Source organism: Spirillospora sp. NPDC049652, from assembly GCF_040675125.1.
Classification (GTDB): Bacteria; Actinomycetota; Actinomycetes; order Streptosporangiales; family Streptosporangiaceae; genus Spirillospora.
Map to the genome: position 1 here is coordinate 1 of NZ_JBFAOF010001491.1, position 1,227 is coordinate 1,227.

General features: G+C 74.9%; 2 protein-coding genes. One reads left to right on the forward strand and one right to left on the reverse strand.

What is annotated here, in order from left to right; genetic code table 11:
* Positions 1–223 precede the first annotated feature (223 nt).
* Positions 224–619: an SCO2097 family morphological protein gene (locus AB0J52_RS41370; protein WP_500188740.1), complete on the forward strand. Its 396-nt coding sequence runs from the start codon at positions 224–226 to the stop codon at positions 617–619.
* Between the two features lie 361 nt (positions 620–980).
* On the opposite strand, the gene AB0J52_RS41375 is transcribed toward AB0J52_RS41370, so the two are convergent.
* A partial coding sequence (locus tag AB0J52_RS41375; protein ID WP_500188741.1) for a hypothetical protein occupies positions 981–1,227 on the reverse strand: 247 nt, incomplete at its 5' end.

The window sequence follows — 1,227 nt, forward strand, 5'->3', positions numbered from 1 at the left end:
CCGCCGCACTGGTGCGGCGCGGCGGCGCCCGTCCGCCCGGCCGGGACGGACGGGAGAAGGGTGACGGGAGGGGATGAGGCGGATGCGGAGATGAACGGGAAGGGGTCCGCGGTCGGCCGTTCGCTTTCGCTGACCTGTCCTGGCTCGTATTCTGGGCATATCACCGTTGAGGTTCTCGTCCTGCTTCGGAAACCCCGTGGCGGGGCTGTCGTTGGGAGGCGCCGTGCCGCTCTCTGATCACGAGCAGCGCATGCTCGACCAGATCGAGCAGGCCTTGTACGCCGAGGATCCGAAGTTCGCCCATGCGGTGCGCTCGACGAGTCCTCAGGTGCACTACAAGCGCCAGATGATCAAGGCCGCGGTGGGCTTCGCCGTGGGTGTGGCCGCCCTGATGGCCGGGCTGGTGGCCAACGCCGGCGCGATCACCATCGCGGTCAGCGTGGCCGGCTTCCTGGTCATGGTCGCCTGCTGCGTGTGGGCGCTCACCAGCTGGAAACGGATGACCGGGGTCGCCGAGCCGGCCGCCCGCGGCCGCCGCGCCGCCTCCGGCCGCCCGGCCCGCGCCGGCTTCATGGAGCGGATGGAGGAGCGCTGGCGCCGCCGCACCGAGGAGCGCTGACGACCTGAAGCCCGCCCGCGCGACCCCCCACCGCGCGCGGCGGGCCCACCACTGCCCGCCTCCCAACCACCGCACGCCTCCCAGCCAGCACTGAACGCCTCCCAGCCACCGCGTGCCTCATCCCACCGAGGCACGCGTTTTTTCATGCCCTGCATCCTTCGTGCCCTGCATCCTTCGTGCCTGCGGCGTCCGTCTGGCGAGCGCTCTCCTGAGCGCAGGCTCGCACCCGCATCCGAGAGCGCGGGCTCGCACCCGCATCCGAGAGCGCGGGCTCGCACCCGCATCCGAGAGCGCAGGCACGCACCCGCGTTCGACTCCGGCCGGGGGCTCCGCCCGGGGGACGGGTCGTGTCCTGGGCGGATCAGTCGGGCTTGCGGGGGAGGCGGGCGCGGAGGCGGGTGACGACCCGGGCCAGGGCGTGCTCGGCGCGGCCCGTCGCCAGGGCGGTGCGCTCGCTCGCGGCGCGGGCGGCCTCGCGGGCCTCGGCCACGGTCGACGCCGGGAGCAGGCGGGCGCGCCAGCGCGCGGCGGCCGTCGCGGACGTGGCGAACGCCGCCCGCATCGTGCGGACGTCCGCGCGCAGGGCGTCGGCGGGCGGCCGGCCCCCG